Here is a 16215-nt window from a genome sequence, read left to right as displayed (position 1 = left end):
CCTCCAGCCCCACCACACGCGCGCCGACAACACCAGAAGGGATCTCCATCGATGACCGAAACGACGTCGACCCCCACCCGGTGGCGTGGCCTCGACCTGGGCACCCGAGTGGTCGGCTACGACGAGCGCGACGCCATCCTGTACGCGCTGGCGGTCGGGGCCCACGCCACCGACCTCGACCTGGTCTTCGAGGACCGGCTCCGCGTCCTGCCCACCTTCGCCCTGACCCTGGCACAGTGGGCACCCGATGCGCTGGGCGCTCTCGGGGCGTTCGATACGAAGACCGCTCTCCACGGTTCCCAGAGTCTCGACGTGCTCGCTCCCCTGCCCCGGTCCGGCGAGATCTCGATGTCGGCACGGGTCGGTGAGGTCTGGGACAAGGGTCGTGCCGCGGTCTTCGAGGTGGTCGTCGAGAGCGACTACTTCGTGGCCGGCTGGTCGCTGTTCGCGCCTGGTGCAGGAGGATTCGGCGGCGATCGCGGCCCCTCGGCACCGGCCGCGCCCGAGGGAGATCCGACCGTGGTCGGCACACTGACGACCGACGCCGATCAGGCCGTGCTCTACCGGCTCACCGGCGACCGGCACCACATCCACATCGATCCCGACGCGGCAGCGCGCATCGGACAACCGCGGCCGATCCTGCACGGGATGTGCACGCTTGCGGCAACCACCCTGCCTCTCGCCGACATGCTCGGCGCCCACCCGGCCGACCTGAAGACTCTGTCCGGCCGCTTCGCGGCACCCGTCTTTCCCGGCGACACCGCGCAGGTCCGCGCCTGGGGCGACGCCACCGACGCGCGCTTCGACGTGACCACCGACGGTGGATCCGTCTTGACCGGTGGCCGCGCGTCCTTCGGCTAAACCCGACCGCACCCCATTCCCGTTCCGATCGGAGCATCATGACGAGCACACCCCGATTCGAAGGCAAGATCGCCTTCATCACCGGAGCCGCCCGCGGGCAGGGCCGCGCCGAAGCCGTCCGGCTCGCGCGCGAAGGCGCCGACATCATCGCCATCGACATCTGCAAGCCCCTCGAATACCCCGCCTACCCCGGCGCCACCCCCGACGATTTGGCCGTCACCGTCAAGGAGATCGAAGCGCTCGGCCGGCGCATCGTCGCCCGCGAGGTCGACGTCCGCGACTTCGACGCGCTCCAGCAGGCGCTCTCGGAGGGCGTCGCCGAACTCGGCGGCCTCGACGTCGTCGTCGCCAATGCCGGTGTCTGCACCGCCGCCACCACCTGGGAGCACGCCCTCGAGCAGTGGAAGGAGACCATCGACATCAACCTGACCGGGGTCTTCCACACCGTCAAGGCGGCCGTGCCGATCCTGCTCGAGCAGGGCCGCGGCGGCGCCATTGTCATGACGAGCTCGGTGGCGGGTCTACGTGGGCTGCCTTTCGTGGCAGCCTATTCGGCCAGCAAGCACGGGGTCGTCGGCCTGTGCAAGACCCTGGCCAACGAACTCGGCCAGCACCGCATCCGCGTCAACACTGTTCACCCAGCCGGGGTGACCACCGACATGCAGCCGGTCGAGATGCAGCAGCTGATCGCCGATCATGCCGACACTCTGGGGCCGATCTTCATGAACGCCCTGCCGGACGCGGCGACCGACGCGGAAGACATCGCCGGAACCGTCGCCTGGCTGCTGTCCGACGAAGCCCGTCACATCACCGGTGCTCAGATTCCGGTCGACCTGGGAACCCTCATCCGCTGATCATCGGAGGAACGATGACCGAATTGTCCATCCCCGAATACGATTCCGCCACCACCGTTCGCTCCGTCGAGGTCGAGATCGACGCGCCCGCGAGTGTCGTCTGGGAGGTCCTCACCGACCTCGACAACTATCCGAACTGGAACCCCTTCTGCATCGCAGTGGAATCGACACTGGAAATCGGCGCGCCGGTGAACATGACGCTGACCGACTACTCGGGCGCCACGGAGACCTTCCCGTACACCGAATACGTCTGTGCCGTGGTGCCGGAACGCCTGCTGTCGTGGGAGCTCCGTCCCACCGAGATCTCCGCGCAGGCCGCGCGACGCGATCAGGTCATCGAACCGATCGACGAGAACCGGTGCCGCTACTACTCCACCGACGCCTTCCTCGGCGAGGAAGCGCACCAGATCATGGCCGACAGCGGTGTATGGGTGAAGCGCGCGTTCGACGACACCGCCGTCGCACTGAAGAAGCGCAGCGAGGCGCTCCACGCCGAGCGCACCCTCGGTTCGCCCACCGCCTGACACTTCCACTTCCGGCACCACCATCCGAAAGGCCGACATGGCACACCGTATGCAGGACAAGATCGTCATCATCACCGGCGCCTCCTCCGGTCTCGGCCGGGCAACCGCCGAACTGATGGCCGCCGAAGGCGCTCGCGTGATCATGGCGGACATCAGCCAGGAGACGGGTGAGACCGCAGCGCAGGAGATCGGCGCCGACTTCGTCCGCACCGACGTCGGCAACCCCGCCGAGGTCGACGCTCTCGTCAGCGGGACCGTTGCCCGGTACGGACGACTCGACGTGATGTGCAACAACGCCGGAGTCCACGCCGCCGGCCCCCTTCTCGACACGACGAACGACGACTTCGAGCGCGTGGTCGCCGTGAACTTCGGCGGCATCTTTTACGGCACGCGAGCGGCAGGTCGCGTCATGGCGGAGCAGGGATCCGGCGTCATCGTCAACACTGCCTCCAACGGTGGTTACCTGCCCACCGAGGGCATGGCCGTCTACTGCGGCACGAAGGCGGCCGTGGTCGCGATGTCCAAGGCGTGCGCGCTCGAACTCGCACCCAAAGGTATTCGTGTGAACACGATCTCGCCGGGAACCATGCTGAGCGGCATGGTGCCGGATGTGGAGGGCATCGTCGACGTCCTCGACAAGCTCCAGCCCGTCGGATACGCCGCGAACCCCTCCCAGATGGCCACGGGAATCCTGTACCTCGCCTCGGACGACGCGAACTACGTCACCGGGCACGATCTGATCGTCGACGGTGGGGCCACTGCCGGTCGGGTCGCTCTCGGAGTCTGACATCCCGTATGCGGAACTCCGAGAAGGGAGCGGGTCGATGAGTCGGTTCGAGAACAAGGTGGCGCTGGTGACCGGCGCCGCGAGCGGGATCGGTCGTGCGGTCGCGGAACGCATCGCCGCCGAAGGTGGGGCCGTGGTCGTCGCCGATATCCAGGACGACCTCGGCACCGCTGTGGCGCAGTCGATCGTGGACGGCGGTGGTCGAGCCGTCTACCGGCACCTGGATGTCTCCTCCGAAGCGGAGTGGCAGGAGACGATCGCCGAGACGGTCGACACCTTCGGAGGCCTCGGGATCCTGGTGAACAACGCCGGAATCGCTCACCCGGACCTGATCGAGGACACCGACACTGAGCTCTACGCCCGGGTCATCGCGGTGACGCAGACCAGTGTCTTCCTCGGTCAACGAGCGGCGAGCTCCGCACTGAAGGCGTCCGGCTACGGTTCGGTCGTCAACGTCAGTTCGATGTTCGGCGTCGTCGGAGGCTTCGGATCCGCTCCGGCGTATGCAGCCGCGAAGGGCGCGGTGCGGACGCTGTCGAAGAACACGGCCGTCGCCTGGGCGTCGGACGGTGTCCGTGTGAACTCGGTGCACCCGGGTTTCATCGACACCCCCACCCTCGGAGATCAGGGCCGGGAACGGATGGCCGCACTGACACCACTGGGCAGGCTCGGCACCTCGGACGAAGTGGCCGGCCTCGTCGCGTTCCTGGCGAGCGACGAAGCGTCGTTCATCACCGGTGGAGAATTCCTCGTGGACGGCGGCTACACCGCGCAGTAATCAGGAGGTCCTCGACGCTGCGGAGCGCGAAATGGTCATAGGTGCGCATTATTGCGCGCTCCGATGACCAATTGCCGCTCCGCCGTTGGGGTCGGTGAGCGCGGGATCCCGCGAGGTGTCCTTCAACGCCACCCCCGACGCCCCCAACTGCCGCGCGCCGTTCACGAGGGCCGCGACGACGCGCGCCGCGTGGTCGTAGGTCATCCCGCCGGGCGGGTGGATGTTCGACACGCAGTTGCGTTCGGCGTCACTGCGTCCCGGCCTCGGGTGGTGCGTCAGGTACACGCCGACGCTGTCCGCCACCGACAGGCCGGGGCGTTCGCCGATGATCACGAGCATCGTCGTGACGCCGAGCTTCTCACCGATCTGGTCACCCAACGCGACGCGCGCCTGCGTCGCGATCACCGGCGGCGCCACGGTCAGCCCCCGCAGCGCGGCGACGATCGCCGCGAGCAGATCAGGTCCGTGGGCGTCGAGGGCCGTGGACGACAACCCGTCGCACAGCGCGATGCCGAGATCGACCTCCGTTCGTGGCAGCGTGGTTCCCTCGGCGAGTTGCCGGCCGAGGTCGGGGCGCCGCAGATACGTACTGCGATCCTCCGCTGCGCTTTCCACGACCAACGGATCGCCGAGTCCGAGTTCCTTCGTCCGCCGCACCATCCCGGGCACATCGAGCGGGACGTGCACGGCGTCGCGCGCCTCGGCATGGGCCGTCACGAACTCCAGATGACGACGGGTCGGGATGCTGTTCCCGGTGCGTCCCAGTCCGATCCGGGCCTGGGTGTGCCGACGCAATTCGTCCCACAGATCGTTCACAGGGCACTCCCGAGCGCTCGGAGGGGAGACGTGCCGACGTCCACCGGCAGGATGCGACCGACGTCGTCCGCCATGCCCTGCCTGCGTAGCCAGTCCTCGAATTCCGGTGCCGGTCGTAGTTTTGCCACCTCCCGCACATACAGCGCGTCGTGGAACGACAGCGACTGGTAGCCGAGCATCACGTCGTCGGCGCCGGGCACGGTGATGACGAATGCTGTCCCGGCGACGGCCAACAAGGTGAGCAGGGTGTCCATGTCGTCCTGATCGGCTTCGGCATGGTTGGTGTAGCAGACGTCCACGCCCATCGGCAGGCCGAGAAGTTTTCCGCAGAACTGGTCTTCGAGACCCGCGCGGATGATCTGCTTGCCGTCGTACAGGTATTCCGGTCCGATGAACCCGACGACCGTGTTGACGAGCAGCGGATCGAATTCGCGCGCAACGGCATACGCACGTGCTTCGAGGGTCTGCTGATCGACCGGTCTGCCACCGGTACCGAGATGTGTACCGGACGACAACGCCGAACCCTGCCCGGTCTCGAAGTACATGACGTTGCTACCGACGGTCCCCCGTCGCAGCGATCTGCCGGCCTCGTTGCCCTCCCGCAGCACGGCGAGGTCCACCCCGAAGCTGCGGTTGGCACCCTCGGTGCCGGCGACGGACTGGAACACCAGGTCGACGGGTGCGTCCTTCTCGATCAGATCGATCGTGGTGGTGACGTGGGTCAGCACGCACGACTGCGTGGGGATCTCGAACCGCTGCCGAATGTCGTCGAGCAGATGCAGCAGGTCGGCGACGGCGTGCGGCGAGTCGCTCGCCGGGTTGATGCCGACCACCGCGTCGCCGCATCCCATCAGCAGACCGTCGAGGACGGACGCGGCGACTCCCTGTGGATCGTCGACGGGATGGTTCGGTTGCAGGCGCGTCGCGAGCCGGCCGGGCACCCCGATGGTGGTGCGGAACGCGCTGGTCACCGTCACGGCGCGGGAGACCGCGATGAGGTCCTGGTTGCGCATGATCTTGCTGGTCGCCGCGACCATCTCCGGGGTGAGTCCCGGCGCGAGTGCCGCGAGCACGTCGGCGGAGTCCGGTCGGGCCGCGACCTCCAGAAGGTGGTCGCGCAGTTCCCCGACGGTCATGTGCGAGACCGGCGCGAAGGCCGTCGCGTCGTGGGTGTCGACGATCAGCCTGGTGACCTCGTCGGTCTCGTACGGGACGACCGCCTCGGTGAGGAAGGTGGTCAGCGGGAGGTCGGCGAGGGCCAACTGCGCGGCGGCACGTTCGGCATCCGAGGTGGCGGCGCAGCCGGCGAGTTCATCACCCGAGCGGCGCGGGGAGGCCTTCCCGAGCAGATCGACGAGGCCGTCGAACTTGTAGGCGGTTCCGCCGAGCGGTTGTCGGTAGAGCGTCATCGAGGCCTCCCGCGCAGGACCGGTTCGACGGATGTGAGCACGCAGTGGAGTGCAGCATTCCACTTTTTCGCCCTCGTGTCCGGCGAGTGTCGCGAACGAAACGCCGCTGGTCGTCGGTTGATGGGTTCACAACGCAGAAGTGAGGCTCACAACCTTGGTGGTCGACCATGAGGGTTGTGAGCCTCACCTTTCGGTTGTCTACCTAGCCCCGCTGGTACCAGACGTTCGTCACCCGCTGCGCCATGTGCCGCATCCCCGCGGCGGTGGGGTGCAGTGCCTTCGCCAGCGACAGCGACTGTCGTCCCTCGTAGAAGCGCTGCTCGGAGGGGGCACACGCGTCGTGCCCTTCCGACCCGGCCATGACGTCGACGAACTCGGCACCGGCCTCGGCGGCGGACCTGGCGAGCACACGGTTCATCCGCGAGAAGAAGGTGGTCACGAACGACGCATCGGCGTCGCTGGTGGGAATGTTCGGCCAGCAGCCCCGGTTGCCGAAGACACCACCGTGCCCGACCAGCAGGACCCGTGCGCGCGGTGCGCGTTGCTGGACAGCGGTAAGTGTCGCGGTGACCTTCGGTCCGAGCGCGCTCAGGGCGGCATCCATGCGCGAGGTGGTACCCGGATCGGTGCGGCAGTGCGCGTCGCCGCCCGGAAGCTCGGTGTAGCACGCCGAGACGAGCCCCGACCAGCCGACATCGTTGCCGCCGATGCTCAGCGTGACGAGATTCGTGTCCGGCGTGAGCGAATCGATCTGGGGCGGGACCGATCCGGTCGACGTCTGTTGCGGGACGGACGTGATGTGCTCGGTGCGCGCACCCGAACACGCGACGTTGACGAAGCTGACGGTCTGCAGCGAACCCGCGACGAGGTTCGGATATCCCGCATCGGCGCGGGCGCATCCGCTGAGCATCGCCGCTGCATCGAGGTAGGGCCCGGCGGCACGCGAGTCGCCGAGCGCGACGTATCGGATGCCCTGCTCGTTCCCCGGGTCGCTCATCGCGGACACCGGCCACACCATCGATGCAGCTGCCATGCCGGCGACGATCCCGGCTCGCACAATCGCCTTCATTCAGACCCTCCGGCAGCTTGTTCTCCCGGCTTGAGATCGGCACGAATTACAAACACGTTACGAGCGGCGGGTGAAGATCCCGGATGAAGCGTGGATGCACCTCGCCCCACCAGCGCATTTTGTTTACCTTCCTGTTCGAACGGCTACCGTCACTCTGTGACCGTCCACAAAGTCCTCGACGGCCGCTACGAGCTGAGCGGCCTACTCGGCGTAGGCGGCAGCGGCGAGATCCACGACGGTTGGGACACTCGCCTACACCGGCCCGTCGCGGTCAAACTGCTCGGACGGGAGTTCGGCAGCAGACCGGACGTACGACGACGTTTCGAGGGCGAGGCCCGGGCCGCCGCAGCCCTGAACCACCCTCGCATTGTCGCCGTGTACGACACGGGCGAACACGACCGACGTCCCTACATCGTTATGGAACGGCTCCCCGGGCGGACCCTCGCCGACGACATCGCCCGCGAACCCCTATCCGACGATCGCGTGCGCACGGTGCTCGCCGGAATTCTCGAGGCGCTCGTCGCCGCGCACGGGGCGGGGATCCTCCACCGGGACATCAAGCCGGCGAACGTGCTGATCGCAGAGAACGGCGAGATCAAGGTCGCCGACTTCGGTATCGCGAAGAGCGTCGGCGACGACCTCACCCGCACCGGTGAACTCGTGGGGACCGTCGCCTATCTGAGCCCGGACCGCATCACCGGACATCCCGCATCCGTGACGGACGATCTGTACGCGGTCGGGGTCGTCGGATACGAGTGTCTCTGCGGGCGGAGGCCGTTCGCCGAGGACAACATCCTCACGCTGGCACGCTCCATCACGCACGACCGGCCGATCCCGCTCACCGAACTCCGCCCGGATGCCCATCCGGGGCTCGTCGCAGTGATCGAACGGGCCATGGCGCGAGAGCCTTCCGACCGGTTCAGCAGTGCGCACGAGATGCTCGCGGCACTACAGAATTTCGACGGATACCGCACGGCGACAACCCTCCTGCCGGCGGGTGAGATCGCCGGACCGGCGACCACCGTAGGCACGGACCGTTCCCGTGGAGTTGTCGTCGCGGCGGGTCTGACGCTGGTCGGGGCGCTCGCCGTGGGCGGTCTCGCGCTCGGATTCGGACGGGGCGACTCCCCGCCCACGGCCACGCCGGAGACCCGGACGCCGGGCATCTCCGCATCGACGCCTCAACGGGTACCGGCCACCACCGAACTTCCTGCGACCCCCGAATCCACGGTCGTCCCGGCGCGCACAGCGGACGAGACCCCCGTGGTTCCGCCCGTCGTACCCGCTCCGGAGACCGCTCCCGTCGCACCGCCGACGGATGCCGGGCCCGCGAGGTCCGAACCCGAATCCCGTGGGAACAGCGGACCCGGAAACAACAACGGGAACGGCAATTCCCAGGGGAACAACGGGAACAACAACGGCAACAACGGCAACGACGGCAACAACGGCAATGGAAACGGGAACAGCGGCCGCGGTAACGGCAACGGGTGAGGTCGCTCAGCTCGATCCGCGTGCGACGAGTTCGACGGGCAGCTTCATCGATTCCGTTTCTCCGGTGCGCACGAGTTCGAGCAGACGCTCGATGGCGGTCACCCCGATATCGTGCGCGGGTGAACGGACCGTGGTGAGCGGAACCGGCAACTGTGCGACGACGGGGATGTCGTTGTAACCGACCACGGCGAGATCGCCGGGGATGGACAGACCCAGGTCGCGGGCGACGCCGAGGATGCCGATCGCGATGGTGTCGCTGACCGCGAAGATCGCGCGGGGGCGATCGGGGCGATCCAGCAGCGCACGCGCGGCCTCCACGCCTCCGGCGACATCGAAGCTCGACCGCACGACCCGCTCGGGCGGAAGCGACACCGAGGCGTCCTTCACGGTGTCGACGAAGCCGTCGCGACGGTCGCGGGCGGTGCTGGCGTGGTCGGGACCGGCGATGATCGCCAGGTCGTCGTAGCCGCGGTCGAGCAGGTGCCGGGCGGCCAGTGCCCCACCCCGGTAGTCGTCGCCCACCACGAACGGCAACCCTGCGTCGGCGTGCCGGGTGACCGCGAGAATCGGCAGCGACCCGAGTGCCAGCGACTCGACGAACGCGCGGCCCGGAAGGTGCAGGCTGCTCAGCAGCAGGCCGTCGACCTGCCGGCCCACGAGCAGCGCGATTGCCCGACGCTGTGCGTCGAGGTCGTCGGGAGGGCTCGACAGCAGTACCGAGTAACCCGCCTTCGTGGCGGCCTCCTCGATGCCCTGGTAGGTCGTGGCGACCACCCCGTCGGTGAGTCGCGGCATGACGACACCGAGGGTCGTGGTCTTGCGGGTGCGCAGGCTCGCCGCCCACAGGTTGGGTCGATATCCCAGTTCGGCCGCGACCTCGCGCACCCGCTGGGCGGAGTCCGACCAGCCGTCGACCGGTTCGGGTTGGCGCAGCACCCGAGAGGCCGTCGAGACGTGGACGCTGGCGCGCTCGGCTATCTCCTTGAGCGTCGGGGCGCGGTCGGGACGGGGCATTCGGCTCTCCTGCTTGTCTCGCATCGAGTTCGCGTTCCGGGTTGACGAGCCCGGAACATGCCTTTAGCGTATGCCATGCAATCGTTCGTGCAAACGTTCTCGCAATCGTTCTGACAAACGTTTCCTCGACCACCGGAGAAAGCCATGTCCCACGCTCAGTCGCTGCCCCAGCTCTTCGCCCTCGACTCCCTGCTCGAGCAGGAGGAGATCGATATCCGCGACACCGTCCGCAAGTTCGGCAACGAGCGCATCCGCCCGCACGTGGCCCAGTGGTTCGAGGAAGCGAAGCTCCCGGCCCGCGAACTCGCCAAGGAACTCGGACAGCTGGGCGTGCTCGGCATGCACCTCGACGGTTACGGCTGCGCCGGCATGAGCGCCACCGCTTACGGCCTGGCCTGCCTCGAACTCGAGGCCGTCGACTCCGGTATCCGCAGCCTCGTCTCCGTGCAGGGCTCCCTCGCGATGTTCTCCATCCACCACTGGGGCAGCGAGGAGCAGAAGCAGGAATGGCTCCCCCGCATGGCTGCAGGCGAGGCCATCGGCTGCTTCGGTCTGACCGAACCCGACTTCGGCTCCAACCCCGCCGGGATGCGCACCAACGCGAAGCGCGACGGTGACGACTGGATCCTCAACGGAACCAAGATGTGGATCACCAACGGCTCGATCGCCGACGTCGCCGTCGTCTGGGCGCAGACCGACCTCGACGAGGGCGCCAAGGGCATCCGCGGCTTCGTCGTCCCCACCGACACCCCCGGCTTCTCCGCACCGGAGATCCACTCCAAGCTGTCGCTGCGCGCCTCGGTCACCTCGGAGCTCGTCCTCGACGGCGTGCGCCTCCCCGCCTCGGCGATGATGCCGAAGGCCAAGGGCCTGCGCGGACCGCTGACCTCCCTCGGTGAGGCCCGCTTCGGCATCGTCTTCGGTGCCATCGGTGCCGCCCGCGACTGCCTCGAGACCGCCATCGAGTACTCGCAGTCTCGCGAGGTGTTCGACAAGCCGCTCGCCGGCTACCAGCTCACCCAGGCCAAGATCGCCGACATGGCGCTCGAGGTCGGCAAGGGCCACCTGCTCGCCTACCACCTCGGGCGCATCAAGGACCGCGGCGAGATCTCCCCGGAGCAGGTCAGCCTCGGCAAGCTCAACAATGTGCGCGAAGCCATCGCAATCGCTCGTGAGTGCCGGACCATCCTCGGCGCCAACGGAATCACGCTGGAGTACCCGGTCATCCGGCACGCCAACAACCTCGAATCGGTGCTGACCTACGAGGGCACCTCCGAGGTGCACCAGCTGACCATCGGCAAGGCGCTGACCGGCGAGGCAGCCTTCCGGTGACCACCTCTCCCGGTGCGCTCGAGGGGCTGGTGATCGCCGACTTCGGTCGCGTGCTCGCCGGCCCCTACGCCACGATGCTGCTCGCCGACCTCGGCGCCGAGGTCGTCAAGATCGAACGCCCCGGCTTCGGGGACGACACCCGGCACTGGGGCCCGCCCTGGGTGGGCGACGAGTCGACCTACTTCCTCGGCGTCAACCGCAACAAGCAATCGGTGGCCATCGACCTGACCACCGACGACGGACTCGGGCAGGCACGCGATCTCGTGGCCCGCGCCGATGTCGTCGTCGAGAACTTCCTGCCCGGCACGATGACTCGGCTCGGACTCGGATACGAGCAGGTCCGGGAAATCAACCCCGGCATCGTCTACGCGTCGATCACCGGCTTCGGCGGACACAACGATCTGCCCGGCTACGACCTGCTCATCCAGGCCGTCGGCGGCTTGATGAGCATCACCGGACCCGACCCGGCGACACCCACGAAGGTCGGTGTGGCCGTGGTCGACGTCATCACCGGAATGCACGCTGCGGTAGGAATTCTCGCCGCACTTCGGCACCGCGACCGCACCGGCGAGGGCCAGCGTGTCGAGGTGAACCTGCTGTCATCTCTGCTGTCGGCGCTGGCGAACCAGTCGTCCGGCTATGTCGCGGCGGGTGTGGTGCCGAAGGCCATGGGCAACCGTCATCCGAGCATCGCGCCCTACGAGGTGTTCCACACCGCCGATCGACCGTTCGTCCTCGCCGTCGGCAACGATCGTCAATTCGCCTCGCTGGTCGAGGTTCTCGGCGCTCCCGAACTCGCCTCCGACGACCGGTTCACCACGAACACCGCCCGTGTCGCGAACCGGGAGGAACTGACGAAGATCGTCGACGAGTTGCTCTCGGCCAAGACGGCCGACGAGTGGTTCGACGCCCTGACCGCAGCCCGGGTGCCGTGCGGTCCGCTCAACGACATCGCCGATGCGGTCGCGCTCGCCGAACGACTCGGCCTGTCGCCGGTGGTGTCGATCGACGATCCCGAGCGGGACGCTCCGCTGCGCCAGATCGCCAACCCGATCCGGCTCAGCGCCACCCCCGCTACCTACCGCACGGCGCCACCGCGCCTGCCGTAGTCGGACGCTCTCGTCAGTCGGTCTTCCGTTCCTTCAGAGTGTGCGCGACGAGAGCGTTGGCGTGCCCATGTCCCATCCCGTGTTCCTCTTTGAGCCAGTTCACGAGCTCCATGTGCTTGGCGAGATCCGACGCACGGATCATGGTCTTCCACTCCTCGATCGGGCGTCCGTACTTCTGCTCGATCGACGGGAAATACGACTCGGGTCCCTTGACCTTTTCGCTCATGCCGGAGAGGTTAACCGCGGCGACCGACAAGGACGGGCCGTTCCGATCGATCCACTGAAAACGTCCGCGGCGCCGCAATCCCGGATGGGACGCGGCGCCGCGGACGTACGGAAGTGGATCAGGCCCTCGGGCCACCGGCCACGTAGATGACCTGACCGGACACGAAACCCGCACCCTCGGAGGCGAGGAACGATGCGGTATGGGCGATGTCGTCGACCTCGCCGATGCGGCCGACCGGGATGTTGGCCGCGATGTTCGACTTGAAGTCGTCGAACGACAGGCCGAGGCGCTCGGCGGTCGCGGCGGTCATCTCGGTGGCGATGAAGCCCGGCGCGATGGCGTTGGCGGTGACACCGAACTTGCCCAGCTCGATCGCCAGGGTCTTGGTGAAGCCCTGCATGCCGGCCTTGGCTGCCGAGTAGTTGACCTGGCCACGATTGCCGAGGGCCGACGTGCTCGAGAGGTTGACGATGCGGCCGAACTTGGCGTCGACCATGTAGCTCTGGACGGCACGCGTCATGAGGAAAGCGCCACGCAGGTGCACGTTCATGACGGCGTCCCAGTCGTCGACGGTCATCTTGAACAGCAGGTTGTCGCGGGTGATGCCGGCGTTGTTGATCAGGACGGTCGGCTCGCCGAGTTCGGTGGCGACCTTCTCCACGGCAGCGGCAACGGACTTCTCGTCGGAGACATCGGCACCCACGGCGAGTGCCTTGCCACCGGCGGACTCGATCGCCGAAACGGTGTCCTTGCAAGCGGATTCGTCGAGGTCGAGGACGGCGACCTGGTACCCGTCGCCGGCGAGGCGCTTCGCGACGGCTGCGCCGATACCGCGTGCAGCTCCGGTGACGATGGCAGTGCGGGGTTGTGGGCTCATAGCGTTCCTCCGTAGGGGTGGGTGGTGCCGTCAGGTGATGGTGAGTCCGCCGTCCACGGCGATGGTCTGACCGGTGACGTATGCAGCGGCGTCGGACGCCAACCACACGGCGGTGGCCGCGATCTCCTCGGCATCTCCCGTCCGGCCGAGGATGATTCGCTGCTTCATGGAATCGAGGTAGCCGGGCTGGTATTCGTCCGTCATCTCGGTGTGGAAGAAGCCGGGCGCGATGGCGTTGACGCGGATCCCCTTCCGCGCTCCCCACTGCTGCGCCAGATCGCGCGTGAGGCCGATGACGCCCGCCTTGCTGGCCGAGTACGCGGCCTGCGGCAGACCGGCGGTGGTGAGACCGAGAACCGACGAGATGTTGACGATCGCGCCACCGGGCTGCATCACACGGGCGACAGCCTGCGCCGCCCAATAGGATCCGTTGAGGTTGATGTCGATGACCTGCCGGAACTGCTCGGGGGTCTCCTTGGTCGCGGGGACGGCCGTGCCGATCCCCGCGTTGTTGATGAGGATGTCCACCCGGCCGAGCTGCTCGACCGCCCGATCGACCATGCGCTGCGCCTGTTCGGGATCGGCGATGTCGGTCTCGACCGTGACGGCCTGCCGTCCGGCTTCACGAACCAGTTCGGCGGTCTTCTCGAGGCGGTCGACCCGGCGTGCAGCGAGCACGACGTCGGCGCCCGCCTCGGCCAGCCCTCGGGCGAACGCGACACCGAGGCCCGAAGAGGCACCGGTGACGATGGCAACGCGGCCGTCGAGACGGAAGCGGTCGAGCACGGACATACGTCATCTCCTCGCTGTGACGGGGCCTACAGGAACTGTATAGCCGACCGCCTTCTCATCCACCAAACAGGCTGTATCCAATTTTATTGGACAGCACTGTCTTTCAGAGCCAGGTCCTATTCGTCTCTTCGGTGGATCCTATGTTGCCGCAGACGCAGCAGCGCGGAGAGGATCCCGCGTCGCACCCACCGTTACCAAGTCGATAAGCACTGGCTTATTTCTAAGCGCTCGCTTATCGTGCGATGCCGTAGCGGGCTTGTCAACAGCAATCGGACAGGAACGGAAGACCTCGTGAGTGATGCATGGGACGACGTTGTCGGTGGATCCAAGGCCGCCGCCCGCATCCGCACGGCCGCGATAGAGGAGTTCGCGGAGCACGGTTACGGAGGCACCACGACCCGCCGGATCGCGGCACGACTCGGCATGAGTCCTGCGGCGATGTACCCGCACTACCCGTCCAAGGAAGAACTCCTCTTCGCCATCGCCTACGAGGGCCACGCCCTCGCCCTGCGGGTCGTCGAGACCGCCGACCGTCCCGACGCCGATCCGGCCGACCGCCTCGCCTCCGTCGTCGGCCGCTTCGCCGGCTGGCAGGCGGAGAACCATCGGTGGAGCCGGGTGATCCAGTACGAGCTGGTCGCGCTCGACCGCGAGCACTACCGCACGATCGTCGGACTGCGACGGCAGACGACGCAGGTCGTGCGGAGTGTGGTGGACGCCGGCCACGCGTCGGGAGAGTTCACCCTTCCCGACGCCGAAGGTGTCACTCTCGCGCTGATGTCGCTCTGCGTGGACATCTGCCGCTGGTACCCCTCGGGGCGCTACGACGAAGCCGCGACGATCAGCGCCCTGTATGGCGATCTTGCCCTGCGCCTGGTCGGTGCCGTGCGTTAGCATCGTCGCCACCATCGGATCGGGGGGATCTACATGGGCAGGGGGATATCGCGCCGCCGTCGGCTCCTCGAGACGCGAGAGCATCGGAGGGGAGCTGTCGTCCATGTCCATGAATGACGATGTCGTCGATCGACTACTGGTGTCGATCGGGGTCGATGCCCCGGTGCCCGATTCCGTCTCCCGCCGGCAGTCCAATTACGACACACTGGCCGCGCGCATCGACGCAGGAGTCGATCCCGAGTACATCGCGGCGTTCGAGAATTTCCACGGCATGGAGCATGCCGACATCTACCGGCTGGCCCAGAGCATCAACCCCGTCGCGATGACCACCCTGGCCACCGAATGGGCCGATCTCGGAAAGGGATTCAGCCTCACCGTCGCGTGGGGCACGCTGATGATCCGCAAGCTCGTCTCCCAGCACTGGGAGGGCGCGGCGGCCGAGGCGGCAATGGACGCGACCGTGCGATTCGGCGAGTCCGCACAACAACTGTCCGACGCCGCACGCGCGACGTCCGAGAAGCTCCGTATCGCCGCCGACGTCGGCGAGCGGGTGCGATCGTCCGTGCCCCCGCCCTCGGCGAACACGTCGTCTCTCCTGTACGCGCTCGATCCTGTCGCGGGTGCCGCCGCCGCCCGGCAGGAGGAGGCCGTTCGTGCCCAGTCAGTACGGGTGATGGAGGTGCTCTACAAGCCGTACTACCGCGATTCCGGCACGGCGGTCCCGATACTGCCCTCGCCGTATGCCGCCACCACGAGTCGCGCGACCGAGGGCTTCGTTCCCCAGGACTACGGCACGTCGGCGGTCGACGGCGCCCAGTCGGTGGGGGGCACGGCGGGGATCTCGGGCGAGAACGGACGGGCTCCGGACGGGCCGACGCCTACCGAACCGCAGAACCGTACGGCGGCGTCGACGCCCGCGGGAGACACGGACAGACGCGCGGAAGACTCCGCTCCTGCAGGTGGAGCCGGTTCGAGTGATCCCGCGGCGACCCTTCCCGCGTCCACCTCCCCGGCAGCGAGCGGGGCCCTCGGGAGCCCGACCGGTCAGCCGTACGGTTCTCCGTACTCCGGGTCGGGTGGAGGTGTCGGGGGTGGTCTACCGGGTGGTGGTTCGGCCGCCGGGGCATCACCCACGGCGGGTCCCACTCCGCTCGTCGCCGGGGCCACACCCGCCGGGGGTGCCTCCGGCCGACCCGGTTCCGCCGCGACGCGCGCCGCGGGCGTACGCCCGTTCGGCATGATGCCGGGAATGATCCCACCCGCGTCGTCCCGCGGCGACGAGCAGGACAAGCGTGTGGCGAGTTATCTCGTCACCGGCGACAACGGGAACGAACTGATCGGGTCGCTGCCCGACACCGCACCGCCGGTACTGGGGGCCTGAC

The 16215-nt window shown here is 67.7% G+C and carries 17 protein-coding genes; 10 read left to right on the top strand and 7 right to left on the bottom strand.

The genetic code is table 11. From position 1 onward, the window contains the following. Positions 1 to 51: 51 nt before the first annotated feature. The 5 genes from GON09_RS19440 to GON09_RS19420 are packed head-to-tail and all read left to right on the top strand — an operon-like array spanning position 52 to position 3804. Entirely contained in the window at positions 52 to 861 is an 810-nt protein-coding gene (locus tag GON09_RS19440) for a MaoC/PaaZ C-terminal domain-containing protein (RefSeq protein WP_213933241.1), read from the top strand. Between the two features lie 38 nt (positions 862 to 899). Beyond that, a complete protein-coding gene (locus GON09_RS19435; protein ID WP_213933240.1) occupies positions 900 to 1715 on the top strand; it encodes a mycofactocin-coupled SDR family oxidoreductase in 816 nt (271 codons plus the stop codon). Between the two features lie 14 nt (positions 1716 to 1729). Continuing rightward, positions 1730 to 2239, top strand: a complete 510-nt coding sequence (locus GON09_RS19430; protein WP_213933239.1) for an SRPBCC domain-containing protein — start codon at positions 1730 to 1732, stop codon at positions 2237 to 2239. A 37-nt stretch (positions 2240 to 2276) separates the two neighbouring features. Next, entirely contained in the window at positions 2277 to 3026 is a 750-nt protein-coding gene (locus GON09_RS19425; RefSeq protein WP_244865566.1) for an SDR family NAD(P)-dependent oxidoreductase, read from the top strand. 37 nt (positions 3027 to 3063) lie between these two features. Then, positions 3064 to 3804, top strand: coding sequence for an SDR family NAD(P)-dependent oxidoreductase (locus GON09_RS19420; protein WP_213933238.1), 741 nt, complete (start codon positions 3064 to 3066; stop codon positions 3802 to 3804). Positions 3805 to 3852: 48 nt separating this feature from the next. On the opposite strand, the gene eutC is transcribed toward GON09_RS19420, so the two are convergent. The 3 genes from eutC to GON09_RS19405 form a co-directional block, all read right to left on the bottom strand. Continuing rightward, on the bottom strand, positions 3853 to 4620 hold the full coding sequence (eutC, locus tag GON09_RS19415) for an ethanolamine ammonia-lyase subunit EutC (RefSeq protein ID WP_213933237.1): 768 nt from the start codon (positions 4618 to 4620) through the stop codon (positions 3853 to 3855). Further along, positions 4617 to 6029: an ethanolamine ammonia-lyase subunit EutB gene (locus GON09_RS19410; protein WP_213933236.1), complete on the bottom strand. Its 1413-nt coding sequence runs from the start codon at positions 6027 to 6029 to the stop codon at positions 4617 to 4619. Before GON09_RS19410 ends, eutC begins: the two co-directional genes overlap by 4 nt. Before the next feature lie 202 nt (positions 6030 to 6231). Further along, positions 6232 to 7098: an SGNH/GDSL hydrolase family protein gene (locus GON09_RS19405; RefSeq protein ID WP_213933235.1), complete on the bottom strand. Its 867-nt coding sequence runs from the start codon at positions 7096 to 7098 to the stop codon at positions 6232 to 6234. Positions 7099 to 7254: 156 nt separating this feature from the next. On the opposite strand from GON09_RS19405, the gene GON09_RS19400 reads away from it, so the two are divergent. Next, the gene (locus tag GON09_RS19400) at positions 7255 to 8589 is read left to right on the top strand and encodes a serine/threonine-protein kinase (protein ID WP_213933234.1); all 1335 of its coding nucleotides are present in this window, start codon (positions 7255 to 7257) and stop codon (positions 8587 to 8589) included. Positions 8590 to 8595: 6 nt separating this feature from the next. Here GON09_RS19400 and GON09_RS19395 read toward each other — a convergent pair whose 3' ends face one another. After that, on the bottom strand, positions 8596 to 9603 hold the full coding sequence (locus tag GON09_RS19395; RefSeq protein ID WP_374195347.1) for a LacI family DNA-binding transcriptional regulator: 1008 nt from the start codon (positions 9601 to 9603) through the stop codon (positions 8596 to 8598). A 144-nt stretch (positions 9604 to 9747) separates the two neighbouring features. On the opposite strand from GON09_RS19395, the gene GON09_RS19390 reads away from it, so the two are divergent. Both GON09_RS19390 and GON09_RS19385 read left to right on the top strand, forming a co-directional pair. Next, positions 9748 to 10935 carry an acyl-CoA dehydrogenase family protein gene (locus GON09_RS19390; RefSeq protein ID WP_213933232.1) on the top strand — a complete coding sequence of 396 codons (1188 nt, stop codon included), beginning with the start codon at positions 9748 to 9750 and terminating at the stop codon, positions 10933 to 10935. Next, entirely contained in the window at positions 10932 to 12044 is a 1113-nt protein-coding gene (locus tag GON09_RS19385; protein ID WP_213933231.1) for a CaiB/BaiF CoA transferase family protein, read from the top strand. Before GON09_RS19390 ends, GON09_RS19385 begins: the two co-directional genes overlap by 4 nt. 13 nt (positions 12045 to 12057) lie before the next feature. Here the strand turns inward: GON09_RS19385 and GON09_RS19380 are convergent, their stop codons facing one another. From GON09_RS19380 to GON09_RS19370, 3 genes are all read right to left on the bottom strand, one after another. Then, the gene (locus GON09_RS19380) at positions 12058 to 12270 is read right to left on the bottom strand and encodes a DUF4287 domain-containing protein (protein ID WP_213933230.1); all 213 of its coding nucleotides are present in this window, start codon (positions 12268 to 12270) and stop codon (positions 12058 to 12060) included. Positions 12271 to 12388: 118 nt separating this feature from the next. After that, a complete protein-coding gene (gene fabG, locus GON09_RS19375) occupies positions 12389 to 13147 on the bottom strand; it encodes a 3-oxoacyl-ACP reductase FabG (RefSeq protein WP_213933229.1) in 759 nt (252 codons plus the stop codon). Between the two features lie 30 nt (positions 13148 to 13177). Beyond that, on the bottom strand, positions 13178 to 13939 hold the full coding sequence (locus GON09_RS19370; protein WP_213933228.1) for an SDR family NAD(P)-dependent oxidoreductase: 762 nt from the start codon (positions 13937 to 13939) through the stop codon (positions 13178 to 13180). Between the two features lie 291 nt (positions 13940 to 14230). On the opposite strand from GON09_RS19370, the gene GON09_RS19365 reads away from it, so the two are divergent. Then, positions 14231 to 14833 (top strand): TetR/AcrR family transcriptional regulator, encoded by a 603-nt coding sequence (locus GON09_RS19365; RefSeq protein ID WP_213933227.1) that lies wholly within the window; start codon positions 14231 to 14233, stop codon positions 14831 to 14833. Positions 14834 to 14936: 103 nt separating this feature from the next. Continuing rightward, on the top strand, positions 14937 to 16214 hold the full coding sequence (locus tag GON09_RS19360) for a PPE domain-containing protein (protein WP_213933226.1): 1278 nt from the start codon (positions 14937 to 14939) through the stop codon (positions 16212 to 16214). Position 16215: the final 1 nt, after the last annotated feature.

It is taken from the genome of Rhodococcus sp. B50 (assembly GCF_013602415.1).
Taxonomy (GTDB): Bacteria; Actinomycetota; Actinomycetes; order Mycobacteriales; family Mycobacteriaceae; genus Rhodococcus.
This window is presented reverse-complemented; position numbering and strand designations above follow the sequence as displayed.